The 15,467-nt window shown below is 66.6% G+C and carries 15 protein-coding genes; 3 read left to right on the forward strand and 12 right to left on the reverse strand.

The genetic code is table 11. From position 1 onward, the window contains the following. Positions 1 to 77: 77 nt before the first annotated feature. The gene (locus G606_RS11460) at positions 78 to 203 is read right to left on the reverse strand and encodes a hypothetical protein (RefSeq protein WP_269208409.1); all 126 of its coding nucleotides are present in this window, start codon (positions 201 to 203) and stop codon (positions 78 to 80) included. 458 nt (positions 204 to 661) lie between these two features. On the opposite strand from G606_RS11460, the gene G606_RS09455 reads away from it, so the two are divergent. Both G606_RS09455 and G606_RS0101515 read left to right on the forward strand, forming a co-directional pair. Then, a complete protein-coding gene (locus G606_RS09455; RefSeq protein ID WP_034523342.1) occupies positions 662 to 1,258 on the forward strand; it encodes a GNAT family N-acetyltransferase in 597 nt (198 codons plus the stop codon). 241 nt (positions 1,259 to 1,499) lie between these two features. Beyond that, positions 1,500 to 3,440: a RecQ family ATP-dependent DNA helicase gene (locus G606_RS0101515; RefSeq protein WP_034523345.1), complete on the forward strand. Its 1,941-nt coding sequence runs from the start codon at positions 1,500 to 1,502 to the stop codon at positions 3,438 to 3,440. Positions 3,441 to 3,494: 54 nt separating this feature from the next. Here G606_RS0101515 and G606_RS0101520 read toward each other — a convergent pair whose 3' ends face one another. From G606_RS0101520 to G606_RS0101555, 8 genes are all read right to left on the reverse strand, one after another. Beyond that, the gene (locus G606_RS0101520) at positions 3,495 to 4,679 is read right to left on the reverse strand and encodes a cystathionine gamma-synthase (RefSeq protein ID WP_026644512.1); all 1,185 of its coding nucleotides are present in this window, start codon (positions 4,677 to 4,679) and stop codon (positions 3,495 to 3,497) included. A 102-nt stretch (positions 4,680 to 4,781) separates the two neighbouring features. Next, complete coding sequence (locus G606_RS11105) at positions 4,782 to 4,955, reverse strand: hypothetical protein (protein ID WP_155802709.1); 174 nt, start codon at positions 4,953 to 4,955, stop codon at positions 4,782 to 4,784. Between the two features lie 59 nt (positions 4,956 to 5,014). After that, on the reverse strand, positions 5,015 to 6,031 hold the full coding sequence (locus G606_RS0101530) for a pyridoxal-phosphate dependent enzyme (RefSeq protein ID WP_423734400.1): 1,017 nt from the start codon (positions 6,029 to 6,031) through the stop codon (positions 5,015 to 5,017). 433 nt (positions 6,032 to 6,464) lie between these two features. Further along, positions 6,465 to 7,247, reverse strand: a complete 783-nt coding sequence (locus G606_RS0101535; RefSeq protein ID WP_051198406.1) for an ABC transporter ATP-binding protein — start codon at positions 7,245 to 7,247, stop codon at positions 6,465 to 6,467. A 29-nt stretch (positions 7,248 to 7,276) separates the two neighbouring features. Continuing rightward, positions 7,277 to 8,173 carry an ABC transporter ATP-binding protein gene (locus G606_RS09460; protein ID WP_081663871.1) on the reverse strand — a complete coding sequence of 299 codons (897 nt, stop codon included), beginning with the start codon at positions 8,171 to 8,173 and terminating at the stop codon, positions 7,277 to 7,279. Then, positions 8,154 to 8,996: an ABC transporter permease gene (locus tag G606_RS0101545; RefSeq protein ID WP_051198408.1), complete on the reverse strand. Its 843-nt coding sequence runs from the start codon at positions 8,994 to 8,996 to the stop codon at positions 8,154 to 8,156. Before G606_RS0101545 ends, G606_RS09460 begins: the two co-directional genes overlap by 20 nt. A gap of 91 nt (positions 8,997 to 9,087) precedes the next feature. After that, positions 9,088 to 10,050, reverse strand: a complete 963-nt coding sequence (locus G606_RS0101550; protein WP_034523350.1) for an ABC transporter permease — start codon at positions 10,048 to 10,050, stop codon at positions 9,088 to 9,090. A gap of 39 nt (positions 10,051 to 10,089) precedes the next feature. After that, the gene (locus tag G606_RS0101555) at positions 10,090 to 11,760 is read right to left on the reverse strand and encodes an ABC transporter substrate-binding protein (protein ID WP_026644517.1); all 1,671 of its coding nucleotides are present in this window, start codon (positions 11,758 to 11,760) and stop codon (positions 10,090 to 10,092) included. Positions 11,761 to 11,936: 176 nt separating this feature from the next. On the opposite strand from G606_RS0101555, the gene G606_RS0101560 reads away from it, so the two are divergent. After that, complete coding sequence (locus tag G606_RS0101560; protein ID WP_026644518.1) at positions 11,937 to 12,698, forward strand: type III pantothenate kinase; 762 nt, start codon at positions 11,937 to 11,939, stop codon at positions 12,696 to 12,698. Between the two features lie 10 nt (positions 12,699 to 12,708). On the opposite strand, the gene G606_RS0101565 is transcribed toward G606_RS0101560, so the two are convergent. The 3 genes from G606_RS0101565 to G606_RS0101575 form a co-directional block, all read right to left on the reverse strand. After that, entirely contained in the window at positions 12,709 to 14,088 is a 1,380-nt protein-coding gene (locus tag G606_RS0101565) for an ABC transporter substrate-binding protein (RefSeq protein WP_026644519.1), read from the reverse strand. Between the two features lie 143 nt (positions 14,089 to 14,231). Beyond that, positions 14,232 to 14,636, reverse strand: a complete 405-nt coding sequence (locus G606_RS0101570; RefSeq protein WP_026644520.1) for a hypothetical protein — start codon at positions 14,634 to 14,636, stop codon at positions 14,232 to 14,234. Positions 14,637 to 14,765: 129 nt separating this feature from the next. After that, complete coding sequence (locus G606_RS0101575; RefSeq protein WP_051198410.1) at positions 14,766 to 15,461, reverse strand: pseudouridine synthase; 696 nt, start codon at positions 15,459 to 15,461, stop codon at positions 14,766 to 14,768. Positions 15,462 to 15,467 lie beyond the last annotated feature (6 nt).

The raw sequence follows: 15,467 nt of genomic DNA on the forward strand, positions 1-15,467 counted from the left end.
CATGGAAAGCGGAAGGCCGCCGGATTATGCCGGCGGTCTTCCGCCTCTCTTATCGTCTTGCGGCGGGACGGTTTCGCTCAACGTTCCGGATGGCGTTCCGCGAACTCGGTGATGCCGTAGATCGCGGCGGCGGAGTTGGTGCAGGCGGTCGGGACGCCGGCGGTCGTGTGGTCGAAACCGAAGATCATGTTGAGGAAGCTCATCGTCTTGTCCTTTCGTCCGTGGCGCTTGGTGCGTCGTTCTTGTTGCTTGATGGTTACAAGATACGGCGTCGGCGCGGTCCGTCACATCGGACTGCGGGATGAATCCTGCAGGCGACGCGACGCTCCCTCAGCCTTGAGGATGATGCCGGAGGATGATGGGGCGATGACAGGCACAGATGGACGAACACCGGGCGTGGACGGCAGAGTTTCGGCGCGGATAACGAGGTCACAATGCGGCCTCGGACGGACCATGGCGGCCCCAGGCGGGTGTCGGCAGCACACCTCGGCTTGTATCTCGGCTGGGAGGTAACGTTTTTCCGCATATCGCCAAGCATGGCTCCCGAGGAGAAGCCGTTTTGAGGCCCTCTACTTGGACTCCCCACGGAAAAAGCTACCGCCCAGCCGAGATGGGTGTCGTGGATGAGGGAAATGCCCCTCCGACGCTATGCTTGGGCGTCATGACGAAGCAGCAACTCACGACGCAACGGCTGATACTGCGACCTTGGCGCGATTCGGACGCGGCGGCGCTGTACGAATACGCGAAGAACCCGAACATCGGTCCGGCCGCCGGATGGCCGGCGCACCAGAGCGTCGAGGAAAGCCTTGATGTGATCCGCAACGTGTTCAACGGCCCCGAGGACTATGCGATCACGCTCGCCGAAGATCCGGACACGGCGATCGGCGCGATCTCGCTCAAGCTCGCCGGCGACTCCGATCTCTTCCCGGCCAACGACACGACGCAGGCGGAAATGGGATTCTGGATCGGCGAGCCGTTCTGGGGCAACGGCTATGTCCCCGAAGCGGCCTGCGAACTGCTGCGGCACGGCTTCGAGGATCTGGATCTGGCCGCGACCTGGTGCGCATACTACGAAGGCAACGTGAAATCGGCACGAGCCCAACAGAAGATCGGTTTCGAGCCCGTGCACGTCATACCGGATACGCCGGTGCCGCTGCTGCACGAAACGCGCACGACCCATGCGAACCGGATGATGCGCGCCCGCTGGCAGGAACTTCAGGCATGTCGACGCACAGGCGGCAAAACCAAGCGCCAGTAAGGGTTTGCCGCCCCTAACATCCAAATTACATAAGGTCCACTTACCAGATTACATAACCCCTACCTATCGAATTACATAACCTCTACCTACCAAATTACATAAACGCCACCTTCCGGATCGCATACGAAGATCGCCTGCGCATACCGCCCAACTACCGCCCAACCACCGCCCAGCCATCTCCCGATTGCACCACACGCGCGCATCTGGGCCAAACGGCGCCCGCCGGTTACACTGGTGCGTTATGACGATTTCGCAGGAGGAACTCGACGCGCAGGCGCTCGCGACATTGCGCAGGTACTTCGGCTATGAGGATTTCCGCCCCGGGCAGGGCGCGCTCATCCACGCCATCCTCGAAGGACGCGACGTGCTCGGCGTCATGCCGACCGGCTCCGGCAAATCATTGTGCTACCAGATCCCGTCGCTGCTGCTGCACGGCCTGACGATCGTCATCTCCCCGCTGATCTCGCTGATGAAGGACCAGGTGGACGGCGCGAACGAAATCGGCATCCCGGCTGCCTTCATCAACGGCTCGCAGTCGATCGACGAACAGGAGGACGTCTTCGCCGCCGTGAACGCCGGCCGCGTCCGCCTGCTGTACGTGGCGCCCGAACGACTGGAAACACAGCGGTTCATGAACTTCGCGACGCACGCGGACATCGCGCTCGTCGCCGTCGACGAAGCGCACTGCGTCTCCCAATGGGGTCAGGACTTCCGCTCGTCGTACCTCGGCATCGGCGACTTCATCAACGCGCTGCCCGACCGCCCCACCGTCGCCGCATTCACCGCGACCGCCACTGAGCGCGTGCGCCGCGACATCATCAGCATGCTCGGCCTGCGCGACCCGGAGGTCGTCGTCACCGGCTTCGACCGCACGAACCTGTACTTCGACATCCTCAAACTCGGCACGCGCGACAAGGCGAACTGGATCGCGCGCTACGTGGCCGGGCACGCCGACGAATCCGGCATCATCTACTGCGCGACGAGGAAGCAGACCGAGGAGCTCGCCGACACGATCAACGCGCTCGTCCCGCAGCTGCGCCCCGCGGCCGGCGTCGACGCGCCGCAGCCCTCCTCCCCGATCGCCGTCGCCTACCACGCCGGGCTCCCGCCGGCGCAGCGCGAGCGCGCGCAGCGCGACTTCGTGACCGACGCGGTGCCGCTCGTCGTCGCGACGAACGCGTTCGGCATGGGCATCGACAAGTCGAACGTGCGCTACGTCATCCACCACAACATGCCGGAGAGCATCGAGGCCTACTACCAGGAGGCGGGACGCGCCGGACGCGACGGCGAGCCGAGCCGCTGCACGTTGCTGTGGAACGAGTCGGACATCGTCACGCGCCGCAGGCTGCTCGACAACGGCGGCGCCAACGAGCGCCTCACCGAGGACGAGCAGGAGCAGGTGCGCCGGTGGAAGCGGCACCTGCTCGACGCGATGGTCGGCTACTGCCGCACGACCGCATGCCTGCACCGCTATATGACGCGCTACTTCGGCGAGGACGGCGACGCGGCCTCGGGCGCGCATTGCGTCGGCGGCTGCGTGAACTGCGACAGCACGTTCTCGACGACGGACGTCTCGCGCATCGCGCGCACAATCAGCCGATGCGTGCACGACCTGGGGCAGACGTACGGCAGCGGCAAGATCGTCGCCGTGCTGCGCGGCTCGCAGGCGAAGGACGTGCTCGAACGCGGACTCGACCATGCGCCGACCTTCGGCGCGCTCGCCGACGTACCGCAGTCGACGGTGCGCGACGTACTCAACCAGATGGTCTCGGACGGATTCCTGACGATCACCGAGGGACGGCTGCCTATCGTCATGTTCGGCGCCCGCGCGGCCGAGACGATCGACCCGGCGTTCCATTACGAGATGAAGAGCATCACGCGGCCGAAGCCGGCCTCCTCCCCGCGCCCGTCGAGCCCGGCGACGGAGCCGACGACCTTCGGCGGCGGCCATGGGGGCACCGACGAGGCGCTGTTCGAACATCTGCGCGGACTGCGCCGCGACATCGCGCGAGAGATCGGCAAGCCGCCGTACATCGTCTTCTCGGACCGCTCCCTGCGCGACATGGCGTCGCGCCGCCCGCACACCGACGACGAGTTCCTCGAGGTCAGCGGCGTCGGCGCGTCGAAGCTCGGCAAATACGGCGAGCGCTTCATGCAGGCGATCGCCGACTTCGAGGACTGAACGCGGCGTTGGGCGGCGCCCGCACCGCCGAGACCCCGCGGCCTTCGCCCGGGACTACTCCCCGAGCGCGGCGAAGGCGCCTTCGAGGTCGCCGATGAGATCGTCGACGTCCTCGATACCGACGGACAGGCGCACAAGATTCGCCGGCACTTCGAGCGCAGTGCCCGAAACCGACATGTGCGTCATCGCGGCCGGCACCTCGATGAGCGATTCGACGCCGCCGAGCGATTCAGCGAGCGTGAACAGCCGCGTCGAGGCGGCGAAGCGTTCCGCCGCCTCCTTGCCGCCGGCGATCTCGACCGAAATCATGCCGCCGAAGCCGCCGTGCATCTGCCGTTCGGCGATCTCATGGCCCGGATGCGATTCAAGCCCGGGATACCAGACGCGTTCCACGCCGTCGTGCCCCTCGAGCCAGTGCGCGATCGTCATCGCGTTCTCGCTGTGCTTGCGCACGCGCAGGTCGAGCGTCTTGAGTCCACGGATGTCGAGCCACGAGTCGAAGGGTGACGGCACGGCGCCGGCCGCGTTCTGCAGGAACGCGACCCGCTGCGCGAGCTCGTCGTCATTCGTGGCAACGGCGCCGCCGACAACGTCCGAATGGCCGCCGATGTACTTCGTCGTCGAATAGACGACGGCGTCGGCGCCGTCGGCGAGCGGATGCTGCAGGACCGGCGACGCGAAGGTGTTGTCGACGACGACGCGCGTGCCATGCTCGTGCGCGAGCGCCGCCGTCAATGCGATGTCGGTGATGCCCAGCAGCGGGTTCGACGGCGTCTCCACCCAGATGTAGCGGTACGCCTTGCGTGCGAGCGCCGTGTTGACGGCGGCCGGGTCGGTGATGTCGATGACGTCGAGTTCGACGCCCCACGGCACGAAGACCTTCGCGAGCAGGCGGTAGGTGCCGCCGTAGACGTCGTTGCCGATGAGGATCGCGTCGCCCGGCTGGAGCGTCGAGCGCAGCAGCACGTCAATCGCGGCGAGTCCGGAGGAGAACGCGATTGCGTGCTTCGCGCCTTCGACGGCGGCGAGTTGTTCGGTGAAGGAGTCGCGCGTCGGGTTGACGGAGCGACTGTAGTCGTAGCCGTGTCGCAGGCCGCCGACGCCGTCCTGCTTGAAGGTCGAGGTCATGTAGATCGGCGTGGAGACGGCGCCGGTGATCGGGTCCGGCTCCTGCCCGGCGTGGATGCCGCGCGTCGCGATGCCGTAGGTCGTGGTTTCGTTGACGTCGAAGTCGCTCATGGTGGTGTTTCGTCCTTTGCTGCGATTGATGATGTGCTGTTCAGTGATTGCGTATATGTGGATACGTGATTCGTCCGATGATCTCCGCCACCGCGCGCCCGCTCAAACGCGGCGCGGCCGTGCGATGTAGCTCGTGACGCTGCCGTGGCCGTGCCCGCGCAGCGGCGTGTGATGGATGAGGAAGGTCGTGCCGCCGGCCGTCCTCGTCCCCGTCGTCCCCGTCGTCCCCGTCGCCGCCATCGTCATCGTCGTCGTGTGCATCGTGTTGTGGTTCATGTTCGTCGTCTCCCCTGTCGTGTTCCGTCGTATGTTCCGCTCTGCGTTCCGCCCTATGCTCAGGCCGGCAGCAGCGCCTCGTCAACGATCGACGGGCGCGCCGTGGCGGCGACGACGTCCGCGTAGCCGTGGTCGATCATCCAGTCGTCGTTGAAGATCTTCTCGAGGTAACCGCGACCGGAGTCCGGCAGCAGCACGACGACGGTCTGCGTCTCGTCGAGGTCGTGCGTCTTCGCGTACTTGACGGCGGCGGCGACGGCCATGCCGCTCGAACCGCCGACGAGCAGCCCTTCTTCGGCGGCGAGGCGGCGCGTCATCAGGAACGCCTCGGCGTCGGTGATCTGCACGATCTCGTCGGCGATGTGCTGGTCGTAGGCACCCGGCATGAAGTCCTCTCCGACGCCTTCGATGTTGTAGCCGTGGATGTTGTCCGGATTCGAGTAGATCGAGCCTTCCGGGTCGGCGCCGATGACGGTGACGGCGCCGTCGGAGACGTCCTTGAGGTAGTTGCCGGTGCCGGAGATCGTGCCACCGGTGCCGATGCCTGCCACGAAATGCGTGACGGCGCCGTCGGTCTGCGCCCAGATCTCCGGGCCGGTCGTCTCGTAGTGGCTGCGCGGGCCGGCGGGGTTGAAGTACTGGTTCGGCTTGAACGCGCCCGGGATCTGCTCGGCGAGGCGGTCGGAGACGCGGTAGTAGGAGCGCGGATCGTCCGGTGCGACGTCGGTCGGCGTGACAACAACCTCGGCGCCGTAGGCGCGCAGCACGGCGCGTTTGGTTTCGCTGACCTTGTCCGGCAGCACGAAGATCGCGCGGTAGCCGCGCTGCTGGGCGACGAGCGCGAGGCCGACGCCGGTGTTGCCGGAGGTCGGTTCGACGATGATGCCGCCGGGCTTGAGTTTGCCGTCGCGTTCGGCGGCGTCGATGATCCGTTCGGCGATGCGGTCCTTCGACGAGCCGCCCGGATTGAAATATTCGACCTTGACGGCGATGGTGGCGCGCACGCCTTCGGTGACGTGGTGGAGCTTGACGATCGGGGTGTTGCCGATGTTCTCGGCGATGGTTTCCTGCAGCATGATGATTCCTTCGTAGTACGGTTGTGGTTTGTTTGTTTTCTCCGCCGCAATGCATTGTCTGCATTCGACTCTTGGTTTTCATTACGCCACAAGCTCGCTTTGGAACCGTATTACGCACAGTTTGCCTATATGAGTCCCGACGATCCGCCGACGTCTCCCCACCGAAGTTACGTCAGCAACGGTTGGAAAACTTTGGAATCATTGGGTTTCGCAGATGAAACATCTGATATTGACACCAAATCGCATCGATGAATGATGCTGATGAATGATTCTGCTATCTCAAGTTATGCGTCGATACCCGCGCGCCGGAGGCGTCGGTCAGCGACAACAACAACATGAGCGATTGATCATGGTTGCAAGAATATGACATCGTGCCGACAAACAAAACCTCCGCTGTCCGCATACTGAACACTCGCGCTCGCGAGGAGGGCGCTCACAGTGTCGCCGCGGCGACGAGGGCGCGGGTGTAGGGGGCTTGGGGATCGGCGAGGACGGCGGCCGCGCTCCCCTCTTCGACGATGACGCCGTCATGGAGCACGACGATCGTGTCGGCGATCGACTGCACGACGCCGAGGTCGTGCGAGACGAGCAGCATCCCCATGCGCGGATCGTTGGCGCGCACGGCGGCGAAGGCGTCGAGGATCTGCAGGCGCGCGGCCACGTCGATTGCGCTCATCGCCTCGTCGGCGAGCAGCAGCCGCGGCCCGGTGACGATCGCGCGCGCGATCGCGACACGCTGCGCCTGCCCGCCGGACATGTCAATCGGATAGCGCCCGAGAAAATCCGACGGGTCGAGCGCCATCAGCCGTAGCGCATCTCCCACCCGCGCGACGAGTTCGTCCTCGTCGCCGATCCGCCGCCCCTTCCGTCGCAGGCGCAGCGGTTCGCTCACCGATTCGTAGGCCGTCCATCTGGGGTCGAGCGACGCGAAGGGGTTCTGGTAGACGATGCCCGAGGCGTGCCGCAGCCGCCGCATCCCCTCCGGCGTCGCGATCGGCTCGCCGTCGAAGCGCACGACGCCCGAGTCGGGCGTCTCCAGGCCGAGCAGGATGCGTGTCAGCGTCGATTTGCCCGACCCCGAGCCGCCGATGACGGCGACGCATTCGCCTTCGTGCACGCGGATCGTGCAGCCGTGGAGCACCTCGTGCCGTCCTGCGCCCTTGCCGAAGCTCTTGCGGATATCGACGCCCTCGAGCAGCGTCGGCGCACCGTCCATGACCGCCGTGGTCGTTTCGTCCATCCCGCTCATCGCCGCCCCTCCGTTCGCGTCGCCGATGTCATTTCGATGACCGTCTCCTCAACGACTCTCTCCTCGGCGTCCATCCGCTCCTCGCCAGTCATGGCCGTCTTGTCGCCGTCCGCCGTCTGCTCGCCGACGTGCAGCGTCAGCCGCCGCGCCGCCTCGACGAGCGTGCGCGCCTGCGACGTGCGCGGCGTCTCGAGCAGCGCCGCCGTACGTCCCTGTTCGACGATCCGTCCCGCGTCGAGCACGTAGCAGTACTGCGTCGCATGCGCGAGCACCGAGAAATCGTGTGTAATGAACAGCAGCGCCGCGCCGGCCTCGTCGACGAGCGAGACGAGCAGGTCGACGATCTGCCGCTGCGTCATCGAATCAAGCGCCGTCGTCGGTTCGTCGGCGATGATCAGGCGCGGCGACGTGATGAGCGCCGTCGCGATGCCGACGCGCTGCTGCTGGCCGCCGGACAGTTCATGCGGCCGCCTGCCGTACAGATCGTCGGGCAGCCCGACCTTGCGCATCATCGCGCGCACGCGCGCTTCGCGTTCGTCGGCCGTCAGCTCATAGTGCAGCGCGAGCGGCAGCGCGATCTGCCTGCCGACGGTGAGCAGCGGGTTGAGCGATGTTCCCGGATTCTGGAAGACCATGCCGACGGCGGCACCGCGCAGCGCGGCCATCTCGACGTCCGGCAGCCCAACGAGCTGGCGGCCGCCGAGTTCAATCGAGCCGCTGCGCTCGGCCGTCGGCGGCAGCAGACCCATGATCGCGCGCGAGATCATCGACTTGCCCGAACCGGAAGGTCCGACGAGTCCCACGCGCTGCCCGTCGCGCACTTCGAGATGCACGCCGTGCAGAATCGGCCGCGATGCGATCGCGACCCGCAGATCATCGACGACGACGCCCATCGGCACCTCGCAATCTCGGGTTGGTGAGTGGATCGGCGGCCTCACGCAACGCGTCGCCGAAGAGGTTGAGCGCCACGACGATGACGGTCACGAGCAGGCCCGGCCACAGCACCGTCAACGGATAGATGTTGATGAAACGCACCGACGTGCTCAGCGAATGCCCCCAGCTGGGCACGCCCGACGGCACGCCGACGCCGAGATAGGTCAGCCCGGCCTCGGCGAGGACGGCCGTGCCCGCCGACAGCGAGCACTGCACGATGAGCGTCGGCATGATGTTCGGCACGATGTGCGTGACGAAGACGCGCATCGCTCCCGCGCCGTTCGCACGCGCCGATTCGACGTACATGCTGCGCGCGGCGAGCATCGCCGACGGACGTGCGACGCGCGCGAGATTGAGCCCGTAGCCGAAGCCGCAGGCGAGCACGATGACGGCGACCGACGCGCCGAGCGGCACGGCAAGCATCAACGCGATGAGCACCGTCGGAATCGAGATCAACGCGTCGATGAGCACGACCGAGCCGTGCGCGAGCGCGGCAGCGCGCGACGTCATCGCGGCGACAAGCAGCAGGCCGATCGCGAGCGCGACGAGCACGGTGAGCACGACGATGACGAGGTCGGTGCGCGAGCCGGCCATCAGCCAGCTGAAAACGTCGGCACCCACGCCGTCGGTGCCGAGCCAGTGGTCGGCGGACGGCGGCGCCCAGACGGCGTATCCGTTCGTCTCCCACAGTGAACGCGGCGTCCAGATCAGCGAGACAAGCGAGACGAGGATCCACAGGCCGAGCGTGACGAGCGCGAAACGGCCGGTGCCGCGCGCCCACATCGACGCGACGACGACGCCGGTGCGCCGCAGCCGACCGCGTGGGCCGCGCTCGACGACGCCGTGCGCGGCCGCGGAGGTTGCGTGTTGATTGTCATTCATCGTCCTGCCCCAATCTCGGGTCGAGCGCGCGGTGCGTCAGGTCGACGAGCAGGCCGATGACGAGGAAGAACGCCGCGAGCATGAACAGTTCGCTCTGCACGGCGATCAGGTCGCGGTGCGTCAGGTCGTCGACGAGCCCGGAGCCGATGCCGGGCAGCGCGAACAGGTTCTCGATGACCATGACGCCGGTGATCATCTCGGCGAAGGTCAGTCCGACGACGGAGACAAGCTGCGGCATCGCCAGCCGCAGACCGACGTGCGTGAGCGCGCGCCGACGCGTCATGCCGCAGGCCATCGCCATCTCGATCGCGCCGGTCGAGGCGACCGACTGCAGCGCCGAACGCGTGTAACGCATGATCGACGCACCGACGATGACGCCGACGGTGACCGCCGGCAGCACGAGCGCGGCGAACGCACGCCCGGGGCTGGACCAGCCGTCCTGCGGGAATCCGGAGGCCGGCAGGATCGGCAGCAGCCCGGTGCCGCGCCCGAACAGCAGGATGAGCACGAGCCCCGCCCACAACGCCGGCACGGCACCGCCGACGATCGCGACCGCCTGGTAGAGGCCGCGGGCGCGCGCGGATTTCGCCATCACCGACGCGCAGCCGAGCGGCACGCCGAGCGCGAGCGCGATCAGCAGACCCAGCACGATGAGCGGGAACGTGATCTGCGCGCGTGCGCCGACGACGGATGCGACCGGCTGCCCGGTGAGCATCGTCGTGCCGAAGTCGCCGTGCGCGAGTCCCGCGATCCACGCGCCGTACTGGGCGACGAGCGGACGGTCGAGTCCGAGTTCGGCGCGCAGCGCGGCGACGCGTTCGGGCGGCGAGTTGAGTCCCGCCATGATCGTCGCGAGGTCGCCCGGCAGCACGCGCAGTGCAAGGAACACGACGACGGAGACGACGAACAGCGCGAGCGCGAACAGCGCGCAGCGACGTGCGAGGTACTTGAGCATCGGCGGGTCAGCCTTCGGTCATCAGATCAGCGCCCGTTGTCACTTCGCCGGCGTGTAGGCGACGTTCCACAGCGGCAGATACGTCTGGTTCATGTTGAGCGGGAAGCCGGTCACGCCCTTGTCCATCGCCGTCGTGATGCGGTAGTTGAGCAACCAGTCGGCGGCCGCGTCCTCGCTGACGATGCGCGCGGCCTTCGCGAGCTTCTCGTCGCGCGTCGCGTCGTCGGTCGCGTGCAGCGCCTCGTCGGTGAGCTTCTGGACGTCCTTGTTGTCGTAGCCGTAGTAGTAGTCGGGGTTCGACCACTGCGTGAAGTCGTGGCTTTCGTTGTGGTCGACGAGCGAGAGGTCGTAGTCCTTGTCGGTGTACACGTCCTGCAGCCATGTCGAGAACTCGACGACGTTGACCTTGAGGTCGATGCCGACCTCCTTGAGCTGCGAGCGCAGCTGGTCGCCGATCTCGCTGCCGTAGGTGTTCGCGTAGGTGAGCGTGAGCTTGAGCGGATGGTCCTTCGTGTAGCCGGCCTCCTTGAGCAGCGCTTCCGCCTTGGCCGCGTCGTGCGGGTACAGCTTCGTCAGGTCCTCATAGCCGGGGTCGAGCGACGGGATCGGGCCACCGAGCGCCTTGTCGACGCCGCCGCGTGCCGCGATGAGCTGGTCGTGGTCGATCGCGTAGCGGATCGCCTGACGCACCTTCTTGTCGGCCGTCGGCCTGCCGGCCGCGTTGTTCATGCCGAGCACGTACTTGTCAGTGCCTTCGCCGGTCTTGACGACATATTTGGCCGTGTCCTTCCTGAACGGCTCGGCCAGCTGCGCGCTGATCGGCGCGAGCACCTGCACCTCGCCCGACTTGAGCGCATTGACGGCCGCGTTGTCGTCGGCGTAGTAGCGCACGACGACCGTCGGCGTCTTCGGCTTGGCGCCCCAGTACGTCGGGTTCTCCTCGAGCGTGATCATCGTGTTCGGCTTGAAGTCCTTGACGAGGTACGGGCCGGAGCCGACGGCCTGCGTCTTCGCGACGTACTTCGCGTCCTTGTCGAAGACAAGTCCGGCGCGTCCGGTGAGCGCCCACAGCAGCTGCGAGTAAGGCTTCGACAATGTGATGACGACGGTGTCGTCGCCGCTGGCGCCGATGGTCTCGAGGTTCTTGAGCGTGTCCGCATCGTGGTACTGCTTCTTGACGAGCTCGTCGAGCGACCAGACGACGTCCTCGGCCGTCAGCGCGTCGCCGTTCGAGAATTTCACGCCGTCTCGCAGATGGAACGTGTACTTGAGGCCGTCGTCGGACACCTCCCAGCTTTTCGCGAGCGCCGGGACGACTTTGTTCTCGCTGTCGCGCGCGACGAGCCCCTCGTAGACGTTGCCGATGAGGATCTGGTCGAGGCTCGAGCCGGCCGTGTTGCGGATGTCGAGGTTCGTCGGCGCAAGCTTGAGGCCGATCGCGACGCTCGACGCGGCGCCGCCGTCCGCCTTGGCGCCGCCTTGCGAGTTGGCGGCGCGCACGCCGAAGACGACGGCGATGAGGACGGCGACGACAAGGAGGACGCCGATCCACGGCGCCGCCTTGCGCGGACCGCCCGGTCGCTTCGACTTCGCGGCGAGCGAGGCGTCCGTCGTCATCGAAGTGTTCGTGTCCGCCTGCTGCGGCTGCTGGTTGCTGTGCTGGTTCTCGGTTGCGCCGGCCTCGCCGTGCGCACCATCTGGTGATGCCATCTTCTGGTCTTTCGTTTTCGTTGGTCGGGTTTCCCGCTTACGGGCGCAGTCGGCACGCGGCGGGCGGTTGGCCGCCTCGATGGGTCGGCCACCACGCGTTATTGTAGAGGACGGTCCATATTTGCCGCGCCAGGCGCGGCGTCATCACCGAGCAATCACCAAGCAAAGGAGCGCATATGCTGATCGCGGTCGATATCGGCAACACGAACATCGTCATGGGATTCGTCGACGACGACGAACGGATCTTCGGCACCTACCGCGTCACGACGAAGGCGAACCACACGTCGGACGAGTACGGCCTGATGCTGCTGCAGTTCCTCGCGCTCAACAAGCTCAAGCCGGCCGACGTCGACGACGTCATCATCGCCTCCGTCGTGCCAAAGGTCATGCATTCGTTCACGTCGAGCATCATCAAGTTCCTCGACGTCGACCCGATCGTCGTCGGCCCCGGCATCAGGACGGGCATGAACATCCGGATCGACGATCCGCGTTCGCTCGGCGCCGACTGCCTCGCCGACTGCGCGGGCGCGTACGCGACCTACGGCGGCCGCGTCCTCGTCATCGACATGGGCACGGCGACGACGTACAACTACGTCGACGCGCACGGCACGATCACCTGCGGCCTCGTGACGACCGGCATCCGCACGGCCTCGGAGGCGCTCGCCTCGGCGACGGCGCAGCTGCCGGAGGTGCAGATCGCGCGGCCGACGACGATCCTCGCGAAGAATACGACGAGCGCGATCCAGGCGGGCCTCTACTACGATTTCCTCGGTGGCATCGAACGGATCATCACGCAGTTCCACCGCGAGATCGACGACGACTTCCGCGTCATCGCCACCGGCGGACTCGCGCGCGTCATCGAGACGCCGATGATCGACATCGTCGACCACGACCTCATCTTCAAGGGGATGCTCGCAATCTGGCGGCGCAACGTGTGAGCCGCGCGGCTCAGTGCATCGTGAAGCCCTGGTTGGCGCCGTACTCCTTGAGATCGGTCTGCCATAGCGCAATGCCGTCGCGCAGCGTGACCTTCGCGCCCGGCTTGGCGGGCAGGTCCTTGACGTCGACGAGCCCCTCCTGCAGGCGGCGTATCGCGTCGTTGTAGCGTTCCGCCTCGTTCGCCCACGTGTACGCGGTGCCGACGGTCGCGCGGAAGTCGGCGCGCGCATACACTTCGAAGGGCAGGTAGCTGAAGCGTGTGCTCACGCGGGCCGCGGCCTGCGCGAGCACACGGTTGAACTTCTGGCCGCCGAAATACGGCACGTCGAGGCCGCGCGCGTCGGTGACGGTCGTCTTGTCGAGGAACGCCTCGCTGTCGAGCGTCGCGTTGTCCGCCGGGAACGAGCCGCCGTCGACGCGCGTGCGGATGCCGGTGCGACTGTGGCATACGTAGTCGACGAACCGGAACGCGGCGTCGGGTTTGCGGCTCGAATTGAGCACGCCGAGCGCGGATCCTCCGTTCTCGGCGTTCGTCGGCTTCCCGTCGCGCGTCGGCATTTGCGCGACGCGCCACAGGCCGGCCGTGCCGGGCACGTCGGCGAGCAGCAGCGACGGCATCCACGCGCCTGCGAAGACAGAGGCGACCCGTCCCGAGCCGAGCGCCTGCTTCCAACGGTCCGACCAGGTGACGAGCGTCGTGTCGACGAGGTCGTCGTCGATCATCTGCTGCCAGAACTCGGTGAAGGCCTGCGTGCCGGCGTCGGTATCGAGCGTGATCGAGACGTCCTTGCCGTCCTTGCTCGTATGGTAGGGCGTGCCGCCGGCGAGCCAGATCATCGCATTGTAGAAGCTCGCGTCGCCGGCGTCGGCGGCGATCGACACGCCGATGTCCTTGAGTTTCACGGCGGCTTCGCGATAGTCGTCCCAGCTGCGGATCTTCGTCGCGTCGACGCCGGCCTGGCGGAACACGTCCTCGTTGTAGAAGAAGGCCATCGGGCCCGAATCCATCGGCACGCCGTAGACACGGCCCGCCAACTGCACCGACGCCCACGAGCCGGGCGTGTAGAAATCGCCGTACCCCTTCGTACGGTCGGTCAGGTCGCGCAGTTGTCCGCTGACCGCGTACTGCGGCAGTGCGAAGTATTCGAGCTGCACGACGTCGGGCGTGCCGTAGCCGTCCTGGATGGCCGAGTTGAGCTTCGCATAGTCGGCGGTGCCGATCTGCGTGACGTGGATGTCCGGGTTGTCCTTCTCGAATCCCCGGATGAGCGCGGCCATGCTCGGCTCCCACGACCACACGCTGATCTGCGTGCGCGTGTCGCCGTGTCCGCAGCCGGCCGCGGACACGGCGCCGGCGAGCGCGAGGAGCGCCGCGAGCGCACGCGTCAGCCGTCGGCGCGCGCCGACGGTCCTCGGAAAGCGGATCTTCGCAAAGCGGAAAAACTGCACCGTTTCAATATAGCCGATGTGCGCTATCGGCCGTCGTCATGCAGCCGCCCGCAGACGGCTGCATGACGACGGCCGCCCATGCGTCAGATATCGATGCTGACGCCTTCGCCGGGGCGCACGGCGATGCGCACGATGTCGCCTTCCTTGACGCCGTTCGAGGCGAGACGCTGCTGCGGGACGCTGACCTTGTCCACGCCGGTCTCGGTCTTGCGCGCCGTCTTGCTCGGATGGGCGTTGTACCACAGGATCCGCACGTCGGCGGTGCCGTCCGATTTCGGATCGATGTGGTTGACGATTCCCTTCTGATGCCAGCTGCTGCGCTTGTCGTCGTCGTAGATGATCGGCGTGCGGTAGAGCTCGTCCTGCTTGTCCGCGTCGATGCCGGCGAAGTAGCGCTCCTCGCGTTCGCCGTTGTCGCGTCCGAGCACGTAGGCGATCGCCGCGAAGGCCGCGAGCGCGACGACGCACATCGTGATTGCATATCCCATATCTGCTCCTTGGTCACTACCGTTGTAGCAAATCCGGGCAGCCGCGGAACTGTTTTGCGCTACCTGCACAAGCGATCCGTGAACAATCGACGATCAAAAACAGCCGACCGACGACCAACACGCGCCGCGTCACCCGTGCAGCAGCGGGACCTGCGACGTGAAGACGCGACGTTCGCCGCTCAGCGGATCGGCGAACTCGAGGCGGCGCGCGACGAGTTCGAGCGGGCGGGAGAAGTCGTCCGACGCGCGTTCCTCGATCGCCGGATAGAGGTCGTCACCGACGATCGGCAGCCCGAGCGCGTTCATGTGCACGCGCAGCTGATGCGTCTTGCCGGTGCGCGGTCGCAGCACGTAGCGGGCGATCGGCGTGCCGTCAGCAGCGTGTCCAAGCGACTGTGCGCGTTCGATGTACGTTTCGGCGTTGACGATGCCGGGCGTCTCGCACGCCTGCAGCACGCCGCGCGTCTTGACGATGCGCGAACGGCGTTCGAGCGGGAACGGGCGCGGCGGCTCGAGGCGGCGCACGGTGCCGGTGCGGGGCCTCGACGCCGGACGCAGCGGCGCCGCGCATTCGTAGGTCTTCACGGCACGCCGCTCCTGGAACATCGTCTGGTAGGCGCCGCGCGCCGCCGGGTCGCGCACGAAGACGAGCACGCCCGCCGTCGCCCGGTCGAGCCGGTGGGCGGGCGTGATGTCCGGGTCGTCGTACTGTGCGCGCAGCCGCATCAGCGCCGTCTGCCGATACCACATGCCGCGCGGCATCGTCGCGAGGAAATGCGGCTTGTCGATGACGATGATCGCCGCGTCCTCGTACAGCACCGGCATCGCGAA

The organism is Bifidobacterium sp. AGR2158 (genome assembly GCF_000424225.1).
Lineage (GTDB): Bacteria > Actinomycetota > Actinomycetes > Actinomycetales > Bifidobacteriaceae > Bifidobacterium > Bifidobacterium anseris.

Excerpts from the sequence above, each read along its gene's own strand:
- G606_RS11460 (WP_269208409.1), bottom strand. The coding sequence starts at position 203 with ATGAGCTTCCTCAACATGATCTTCGGTTTCGACCACACGACCGCCGGC.
- G606_RS09455 (WP_034523342.1), top strand. The coding sequence starts at position 662 with ATGACGAAGCAGCAACTCACGACGCAACGGCTGATACTGCGACCTTGG.
- G606_RS0101515 (WP_034523345.1), top strand. The coding sequence starts at position 1,500 with ATGACGATTTCGCAGGAGGAACTCGACGCGCAGGCGCTCGCGACATTG.
- G606_RS0101520 (WP_026644512.1), bottom strand. The coding sequence starts at position 4,679 with ATGAGCGACTTCGACGTCAACGAAACCACGACCTACGGCATCGCGACG.
- G606_RS11105 (WP_155802709.1), bottom strand. The coding sequence starts at position 4,955 with ATGAACCACAACACGATGCACACGACGACGATGACGATGGCGGCGACG.
- G606_RS0101530 (WP_423734400.1), bottom strand. The coding sequence starts at position 6,031 with ATGCTGCAGGAAACCATCGCCGAGAACATCGGCAACACCCCGATCGTC.
- G606_RS0101535 (WP_051198406.1), bottom strand. The coding sequence starts at position 7,247 with ATGGACGGTGCGCCGACGCTGCTCGAGGGCGTCGATATCCGCAAGAGC.
- G606_RS09460 (WP_081663871.1), bottom strand. The coding sequence starts at position 8,173 with ATGGGCGTCGTCGTCGATGATCTGCGGGTCGCGATCGCATCGCGGCCG.
- G606_RS0101545 (WP_051198408.1), bottom strand. The coding sequence starts at position 8,996 with ATGTGGGCGCGCGGCACCGGCCGTTTCGCGCTCGTCACGCTCGGCCTG.
- G606_RS0101550 (WP_034523350.1), bottom strand. The coding sequence starts at position 10,050 with ATGCTCAAGTACCTCGCACGTCGCTGCGCGCTGTTCGCGCTCGCGCTG.
- G606_RS0101555 (WP_026644517.1), bottom strand. The coding sequence starts at position 11,760 with ATGGCATCACCAGATGGTGCGCACGGCGAGGCCGGCGCAACCGAGAAC.
- G606_RS0101560 (WP_026644518.1), top strand. The coding sequence starts at position 11,937 with ATGCTGATCGCGGTCGATATCGGCAACACGAACATCGTCATGGGATTC.
- G606_RS0101570 (WP_026644520.1), bottom strand. The coding sequence starts at position 14,636 with ATGGGATATGCAATCACGATGTGCGTCGTCGCGCTCGCGGCCTTCGCG.
- G606_RS0101575 (WP_051198410.1), bottom strand. The coding sequence starts at position 15,461 with ATGCCGGTGCTGTACGAGGACGCGGCGATCATCGTCATCGACAAGCCG.